1 protein-coding gene is annotated in these 9,972 nt (G+C 63.5%); it reads left to right on the plus strand.

From position 1 onward, the window contains the following. Window positions 1-484: 484 nt before the first annotated feature. A partial coding sequence (locus AC3WN7_RS26280) for a peroxidase family protein (protein WP_102675553.1) occupies window positions 485-9,972 on the plus strand: 9,488 nt, incomplete at its 3' end.

The following is a 9,972-nucleotide window of genomic DNA, read 5'->3' on the forward strand; positions in this document are numbered from 1 at the left end:
TCCAATACATACTAGTCAATTCGTAGTCGATGCCAGTTTTCTCATGGATAAAAGGCTTGTTGACGAAGCCGCATGGACGCAGAACCGTGCCATCACCCCTCAGGAAGTCCCGGACTCTGATCGCTGGATGTGTGGCAACTGTGACAAGCCCCCTATGCCTGAGAGTGCGCCATGGACAGATGCATAAAACCCCGATACGTGACGGGGCCATTAGCAAGTCACACCTTCTATTCAACCTGCGTTCATGGGCCATCGCCTCCTTGAGGCGCAATACCCGCCTGTAGATACGGTTGTCACGGGGAATCAATCCTCAGTCGAGCACTGCTGATTGCACGCAATCGGGCAAGGGTTCGGTGCGGCCGTGGTACCAGGTCCCGTCGTGCAATTTTCGATTTTTGTTTATGGGATTCAGCACTAAACCACGCGTTTACAGCGGTGTTTTATGCGTGTGGTTTCCTGATTGCCAAGCATCGAGGAAACAGCCATGGCCAGCTTCATCAAGTCCGATCTCGAGTTCATTCTCGAACAGATCTTCATCTCCGAACGGCATGCAGCAGGCGAGAGTCTGATTGACATGCTGCCGAACGTAGAAGTCCCCTTCGGCCTGCGCACCGTCTCCGGCATCTACAACAACCTGGCCGATATCCAGTTCGGTGCCGCCGACAACTTCTTCCCGCGCATGACGACGCCGGTGTTCAATACCGCGCAGGTCCAGCCGGCCGGCTTCTTCGGGCCCGCCGACCCTGGCGGAACCACGCCGACCTCCTACCTGCAGACCAGCGGTGCCGTCTTCGACTCGCAGCCGCGCACCATCAGCAACCTGATCGTTGACCAGACCGCCAACAATCCGGCGGCGGTCGCGGCCGCAGCGGCCAATCCGGATTCACAGGTCGTCACCAGCCCCGGTCTGGATGGCCTGTTCGGCACCGCCGACGACATTTCCGTCTTCCAGATCCCCAACATCACGCCGGACGCGGGCCTGACCGTGCCGTTCAACCAGTGGATGACGTTCTTTGGCCAGTTCTTCGACCATGGCCTTGACCTCGTGACCAAGGGCGGCAGCGGTACCGTGTTCATTCCGCTGCAGCCGGATGACCCGCTTTTCGTGCCGGGCAGCCCGACCAACTTCATGGTGCTGACGCGCGCCACCAATCTGCCCGGTCCCGACGGCATCCTGGGCACCGCCGATGACATCCACGAGCAGAGCAATACCACCTCGCCGTTTGTCGACCAGAACCAGACCTACAGCTCGCATCCCTCGCACCAGGTGTTCCTGCGCGCCTATGAGCTCAATGCCGCCGGTGATCCGGTCGCCACCGGCAAGCTGATCACCAATCGTGACCTGGGCATTGATGGGCATTTCGGTACGGCCGATGACGTCGAAATCGGCGGCATGGCCACCTGGGCAGTCGTCAAGGCCCAGGCCCGTGATCTGCTCGGCATCAACTTGACCGATGCGGACGTGTTCGATGTACCGCTGCTGGCGACCGATGCCTACGGCAACTTCATCAAGGGCCCCAACGGTCTCCCCCAAGTCGTGATGAAGGGCGTGGACGGCATCGCCGGCACTGCCGATGACGTGCTCGTCGAGGGTAACCGGGCCGCGCCGATCAGCCTGGCGAACGCCGTTCGCACCGGCCACCAGTTCCTCATCGACATCGCCCACAGCGCCGACCCCACCGGCGGCCTGACGGCTGACGCGGACACCGTCATCGGCGGCCCGCAAGCACCGGGCACCTACGACAACGAGCTGCTCGACAAGCACTACATCGCCGGTGATGGCCGCGTTAACGAGAACATCGGCCTGACCACTGTGCATTCCATTTTCCACAGCGAGCACAACCGGCTGGTTGAGCAGACCAAGGAGACGGTGCTGGCTTCCGCCGATCTTGATTTCCTGAACAAGTGGCTGATGCCCGACGCCCAACTGACAGCGCTGCCCGTGACGCCGGCCGACATCGCGGGCCTGCGCTGGAACGGCGAGCGGTTGTTCCAGGCCGCCAAGTTCGGCACCGAGATGCAGTACCAGCACCTGGTGTTCGAGGAGTTCGCGCGCACCATCCAGCCGCAAGTGGACGTGTTCCTGGCCCCCATGGGCAACGACACCACGGTCAATCCGGCGATCGTCGCCGAGTTCGCCCACACGGTCTTTCGCTTCGGCCATTCGATGCTGCTGGAGACGGTCGATCGTTTCGACCCCAACTTCAACGTCGTCGGCGACGGCAATCCGGTTGACCCGGGCAATCAACAGACCGGCCTGATCGCGGCCTTCCTCAACCCTCTGGCGTTTGCTGACAGCGGCCCGACCCCTGAGCAGGCGGCAGGCGCCATCGTGCGCGGTGTCACACGGCAGGTCGGCAACGAGATCGACGAGTTTGTCACTGACGCTCTGCGCAACAACCTGGTCGGCCTGCCGCTCGACCTTGCCGCACTCAACCTGGCGCGCGGCCGCGAAACCGGCATCCCGTCGCTGAACGCAGCGCGGCGCGAGTTCTACCACATGACCGGCGACAGCCAGTTGACCCCCTACACGAGCTGGGCCGATTTCGTGCAGCACATGAAGCACCCGGAATCGCTGATCAATTTCATCGCCGCCTACGGTACGCATTCAACCATCACTGGCGCTACGACGCTGGCGGACAAGCGCGCCGCGGCGGCGGACCTGGTGCTCGGCAGCGCCACGGCCCCGGCCGATCGCCTGGACTTCCTGAACAGTACGGGTGCCTGGGCCAGCAACGCCGGTGCGGACGGCATTCTGCACACCGCAGATGACGTGACCACCACCGGCCTGGACGCCATCGACTTCTGGATCGGTGGCCTGGCCGAAGAGAAAATGCCCTTTGGCGGCCTGCTGGGTTCGAGCTTCAACTTCGTCTTCGAAACCCAGTTGGAGAACCTGCAGAATGGCGACCGCCTGTACTATCTGGCCCGCACCGCAGGACTCAACTTCGGCACTGAGCTGGAGAACAATTCGTTCGCCAATCTGGTGATGCTCAACAGCGACGCCACACACCTGGCGGCCAACATATTCCAGACACCGGCCTTCACCCTGGAGGTCGACCAGACGCAGCAATTCAACCCGAGTGTGGTGGCCGGTCCGGACGGTATCGTCGGCACGGCCGACGATCTGCCCGCCAATGCCGACCCCTTTGGCCCGTCGGACCATCCGATCGGCTCACCACGGATTGACCATTTCACGCCGCTGGTGATCCGCGACAACCCCGACACTGTGGGCCCGGATACCAACTACCTGCACTACACCGGCGGCGACACGGTCGTGCTTGGCGGCACGGCGGGCAACGACATCCTCATTGCCGGTGACTCGGACGACGACACCGTCTATGGCGACGCCGGCAACGACCGGATCGACGGCGGCTACGGCAACGACAACCTCTTTGGCGGCGCCGGTGACGACATCATCACCGACATCGGCGGTGACGACGTCATTCGCGGCGAAGACGGCAACGACGTCATCCAGGCCGGTAACTCGACCCTCGCCGGCAACAATCTGGTGTTCGGCGGCGCGGGCAAAGACTTCATCATCACCACCGAAGACATCACGATGACCTTCGCCGGCGCGGGCGACGATTTCATTCTCGGCGCCAAGGTCAACCTGGCGCCGACCGGCAATGAAGGCGACGACTGGATCGAGGGCGGCACCCAGGACGGTGCGCCCGGCGACAACGCGAGCCCGACATTGACCGACGATGTGCCCGGCAACGACATCTTCATCGGCACCGGCGGATTCGATGAAATGATCGGTGAAGGTGGCGACGACACCTTCGTCGCCAGCGATGCCCAGGACAAGATGGACGGCATGTCCGGGTTCGACTGGACCACCTACAAGAATGACAAGTACGGCGTGACCGTCGACATGGTCGTTCCCTTCTTCAGTCCGTATCACCCGGTGCCCAATGCGACAGGCGATATCGTGGGCGCAGTGGGGCAATCGCCCGATGCGGTCTATGACCGCTTCGCGGAAGTGGAGGGCCTGTCGGGCTCGGCCTTCTCCGACTTCCTGCGCGGCGATGAACAAAACGCGGCCATCATCGCCAACATCACGGCCAGGGGCAGCATCCTCACCAACTTCGATCTTGTCAGCGGCCTGCGGGACTTTGTCGGCAGCGCCGGTTTCGGTGCCGACGGTGTCGGGGGCACGGCCGACGATCAGTTCGGCGCGGGCAACATCATCCTCGGCGGCGATGGCAGCGACATCATCGAAGGCCGTGGCGGCAGTGACCTCATCGACGGCGACAAGTGGCTCAACGTGCGCATCAGCGTGCATCAGAATCTGGATGGCACCGGGCCGCAGATCGCCAGCTTCGACAGCATGACGCCGATGATCCCGCTGATGTTGAACGGCACTTACAATCCGGGGCAACTCGTCGCCGTGCGTGAGATCCTGTCGGGTGTGGGCGGCTTCGATACCGTCAACTTCATGGGCCCGCTGGCGAACTACACAGTCACCGTCAACGATAACGGCACGGCGCTCGATTTTAGCGACGACATCGTCAGCGTGACCGACAATGTCGGCAAGGAAGAAACCGACCGTCTCACCCACATCGAACGGCTGCAGTTCTCCGATCAGTCGATGGTCCTCGTGCCCGGACTCAACGCTGAGCCGGTGGGCGCACTGACGGTGGATAACACCGCGCCGACCGTTGGCCAGACGCTGACCGTGTCGGCGGCAGGCATCACCGATGGTGACAACGCGGGCGGGGCGATCCACAACTCCATCAGTTACATATGGCAGTTTGAAGCGACACCGGGTTCGGGCGTCTTCGAGGACATCATCCTCGGGCCAGGTCGCATCGGTCTCGGGTTTACCAGGGCGGACGCGCCCACGCTCACGGTGACGTCGGATCTTGCCGGTCTGGCTGTACGCGTCAAAGGCATTTACGCGGACGATCATGGCGTGACCGAGCAGGTATTCTCGGCACCGACTACGGCAGTAGTGGCCGCGGCGCCAGCCCCCGCACCAGCGCCTTCGCTGATCGATCCGCAGACCTCTGCCCCCAGCAACGGTGTGCGTTACACGCAATCGGACCTGTCGTTCATCCTTGACCAGATCAAGATAGCCGAACACCACGCGGCCGGTGAGAACCTGGTGTCTCTGCTGCCGAACATACGCGTGCCCTACGGTTTGCGCACGGTCGAAGGGACGGACAACAACCTGCTCCATCCCGAGTACGGTGCCGCCGATAACGTATTCCCGCGCCTGACCACGCCGGACTTGCGTCCGGCCGACGCCGGCACGAGTTACACCCAGACCAGCGGCCTGGTGATCGACTCGCAACCGCGCACCATCAGCAACCTGATCGTCGACCAGACCGCCAACAACCCGGCGGCGGTCGCGGCCACCTTCGACCCTGGCCTGGATGGCATCCTCGGCACGGTTGACGATGTCCTCAAGGCCGGTGCGCAGGTGGTGACCGGAACCCGCACCGACGGCTCGACATTCGAGACCTTCTTCGACCCGAACGTGAGTCCCGACGCGGGCCTGACCGCGCCCTTCAACCAATGGATGACCTTCTTCGGCCAGTTTTTCGACCATGGCCTGGACCTCGTCACCAAGGGCGGTTCGGGCACCGTGTTCATTCCACTGCAGCCGGATGACCCGCTGTTCGTGCCCGGTAGCCCGACCAACTTCATGGTGCTGACGCGCGCCACCAATCAGCCCGGCCCCGATGGCCTCCTGGGCACGGCCGACGACATCCACGAGAACACCAACACCACCTCGCCGTTTGTCGACCAGAACCAGACCTACAGCTCGCATCCTTCGCACCAGGTGTTCCTGCGTGCCTATGAGCTCAATGCAGCGGGCGATCCGGTGGCCACCGGCAAGTTGATCGAAAATCGTGATCTGGGCGCCGATGGCGTGTTCGGCTCTGCCGACGACGTCCAGATCGGCGGCATGGCCACCTGGAAGGTGGTCAAGGCGCAAGCCCATGATCTGCTCGGCATCAATCTCACCGATGCCGATTTCGACAACGTGCCGCTGCTGGCGACCGACGCCTACGGTAATTTCATCAAGGGGCCGAACGGTTTCCCTCAGGTGGTGATGTTGGGCCCGGACGGCATTGCCGGCACGGCCGACGATGTGCTCGTTGAAGGCAATCCGGCAGCGCCCATCAGCCTGGCCAACGCCGCGCGCACTGGCCATGCTTTCCTCAACGACATTGCGCACACCGCCGTTCCGGTGGACGACCAGACCGGTGCGGCACTCCTGCCCGATGCCGACAATGTCGTTGGCGGTACACCTGCGCCGGGCTTCTACGACAACGAACTGCTGGACGCGCACTACATCGCCGGCGACGGCCGGGTGAACGAGAACATCGGCCTGACCACCGTCCACTCCATCTTCCACCATGAGCACAACCGCCTGGTCGATCACACCAAGGCGGTGGTCCTGGCGACAGCGGCAAGCGGCGATGTGTCGTTCCTGAACGAGTGGCTGCTGACGCCCGTCACTGCCGTTCCGGCCGACACCTCGACCCTGGACTGGAACGGCGAGCGCCTGTTCCAGACGGCGAAGTTCGGCACCGAAATGCAGTACCAGCACCTGGTGTTCGAGGAGTTCGCCCGGACCATCCAGCCGATGGTCGATCCCTTCTTCGCCCCGGGCCAGGTGTACGACACTGCGATCGATCCGAGCATCGTTGCCGAGTTCGCACACACCGTCTATCGCTTCGGGCACTCGATGCTGCTGGAGCAGGTCGACCGGCTTGATCCGAACTTTGCCTCGAGCGATATCGGGCTGATCCAGGCCTTCCTCAACCCGCTCGAGTTCGCGGGCAGCGGCCCCACTCCGGAAGAGGCGGCCGGTGCCATCGTGCGCGGCGTGACCCGCCAGGTGGGCAACGAGATCGACGAGTTCGTCACCGAAGCCCTGCGCAACAACCTGTTGGGCCTGCCGCTCGATCTTCCTGCCATCAACCTGGCGCGTGGCCGCGATACCGGCGTTCCGTCCCTGAACGCTGCGCGGCGGGAGTTCTATGGGCCCACCGGCGACGCTGAGCTCAAGCCCTACACGAGCTGGGCTGATTTCGTGCAGCACATAAAGCACCCGGAATCGCTGATCAACTTCATCGCTGCCTACGGCACCCATTCGAGCATTACCGACGCCATCACGCTGGCGGACAAGCGCGCGGCGGCTTCGCTCCTGGTGCTCGGCGGTGCGGGTGCGCCGGCCGATCGCATCGACTTCCTCAACAGCACCGGCGCCTGGACCAGCACCGCGGGTACGGACGGCGTTTTGCACACGGCAGACGATGTGACCATCACCGGCCTGGATGCGGTCGACTTCTGGGTTGGTGGCTTGGCCGAGGAGAAGATGCCCTTTGGCGGCATGCTCGGCTCGACCTTCAACTTCGTCTTCGAGAACCAGATGGAGAAACTCCAGGACGGTGACCGCTTCTACTACCTGGAGCGCACCGCCTCGATGGACTTTGGCGCCGAGCTTGAGAACAACACGTTCGCCGCGCTGGTGATGGCCAATACCGATGCCACACACCTTTCGGCCAGGGTCTTCCTGACGCCGGCCTACATTCTGGAGGTCAACCAGGCGAACCAGTACAACCCCAGTGTGATTGCCGGACCCGACGGCATTGTCGGCACCGTCGACGATCTGCCGGCCAGTGCCGATCCCTTTGGTCCATCGGACCACCCGATTGGCTCACCGCGCACTGACTTCCTCACGCCGCTGGTGATCCGCGACAATCCCGCCACGACGGGCCCGGACACCAACTACCTGCACTACACCGGCGCCGATACGGTCGTGCTGGGCGGTACGGCCGGCAACGACATCCTCATTGCCGGTGACTCGGACGACGACACGGTCTACGGCGATGCCGGTAACGACCGGATCGATGGCGGCTACGGCAACGACCAACTCTTTGGCGGTACCGGTGACGACATCATCACCGACATGGGGGGCGACGACGTCATCCACGGCGAGGACGGCAACGATGTCATCCAGGGCGGCAACGGCCTCAACCTGATCCTTGGCCAGGCCGGCCAGGACTTCATCATCACCGGCGAAGACGCGGCCGACTCCAGCGGTGGCCTGGGCAACGACTTCATCCTCGGCAGCAAGGCGAATGAATTCGCGCGCGGCGGTGAAGGCGATGACTGGATCCAGGGCGGATCCGCCGATGGCGTTGCCGGTGACAACTTCGACCCCTTCGGCAACGATCCGATCAATGGCAACGACGTCTTCCTGGGCGATGGCGGACCGGACAATTTCGACGGGGAGGGCGGTGATGACATCATGGTCGGCAGTCCCAGCGAGGCGGACCGTTTCATCGGGTTCTCCGGGTACGACTGGGCGACCTACAAGGACGATCCGAGCGGCGTGACCATGGACCTCAACACCAGGCTGCGCTTCTTCGATCAACCGGCGGTACCTGGATCCAACGCGTCGATCCTTGCCCGGTTGGACCTGGTGGAAGGGCTGTCGGGATCGGCCCATGCCGATTTCCTCAGCGGCGATGACTCCACTGCCGACTTGCTCGCCGTCGCTGGCGCCAAGGGCAGCGTGCTCACCAACTTCGACCTCATCAGCGGTCTGCGGGACCTGGTCGGCAGCGCCGGCAACGGCGCGGATGGCATCGCCGGCACGGCCGACGACAAGTTCGACGGGGGCAACATCCTCCTGGGTGGCGCCGGCAGCGACATCATCCAGGGCCGCGGCGGCGACGACCTGATCGACGGCGACAAGTGGCTCAATGTGCGCATCAGCGTGCGGCAGAACATCGATGGCACCGGACCGGAAATCGCTACCTTCGATAGCCTGACACCCTTGGTTCCGCTCATGGTGAACGGCACCTATAACCCCGGCCAGCTCCAGAGCGTGCGCGAAATCCTGACGGCGACCGGTCCCGACTTCGACACGGCGCTGTTCTCCGGCAATCTGGCGGATTACACCGTGGTCGAAAACGTCAACGGCACCTTTACGGTCACCGACAGTGTCGCCGGCAGGGACGGGACCGACACCCTCAGCCATATCGAGCGGTTGCAGTTCTCCGATCAGGCGCTCGTGCTCGGCGGTTTGAACGCGGAGCCAGTCGGTTCGCTGAGGATCGACGATCCTACGCCCGCCGTCGGCCAGCGGCTGACGGTATCGGCGGCAGACATCACTGATGCCAACAACACCGCGACCGGCGGCGCGATCACCGGCCCCATCAGTTTCTTCTGGCAATTTGAAGCGCGTCCGGGCTCGGGTGTCTTTGAAGACATCACCTTCTTTGCCGCCGGCGAGGTCGCGCGCGCAGAGGGCACGACCGTCACGGTGGGCTCGGAACTCAGGGTCCCACCACCGGCGACCCTCATTGGCGCCGTACCGGCTATCCCGGAACTCGTCGTGGCAGCCGGGCTGGCCCTGCGCGTCAGGGCAGTCTACAAGGACGCCAATGGCGTGCTGGAGGAGGTGTTCTCGGCGCCGACCGCACCGATCGCGGCGGCCGGTACCGGCACCGTCAATGTCCTGCCGGTTGGAACGGTGTTGATCAGCGATACCACCCCGACGTCAGGATCGGCCCTGACCGCCACGGATGCGTTCACCGATGCCAACGGGACCACGACCTCGGTGATTGCCCATCAGTGGCAGGTGGGGAGCGGCGCGATCTTTAGCGACATCGCCGGTGCGACGGGCGCGACCTTTACACCCGACCAGGCACAGGTCGGTCAGCAACTGCGTGTCGTCGCCAGTTACACCGATGACCTCGGCACACTTGAGCGAGTCACCTCGGCTGCAACGACAGTGGTCGGTGATCTGTTTGTCGGTACCGCCGGTGTCGACGTATGGACCGGCACGCCAGGCGACGACGTGGCCAGCGGAGGTGATGGCAACGACATCCTGAACGGCTTGGGTGGCAACGACATCCTCAACGGTGATGCGGGCAATGACGTGCTCATCGGCGGTGGTGGTGCCGATACGATGGCCGGCGGTGACGGCAGTGATATCTATGAAGT

The sequence above is a fragment of the Pseudomonas sp. FW305-70 genome, from assembly GCF_058783925.1.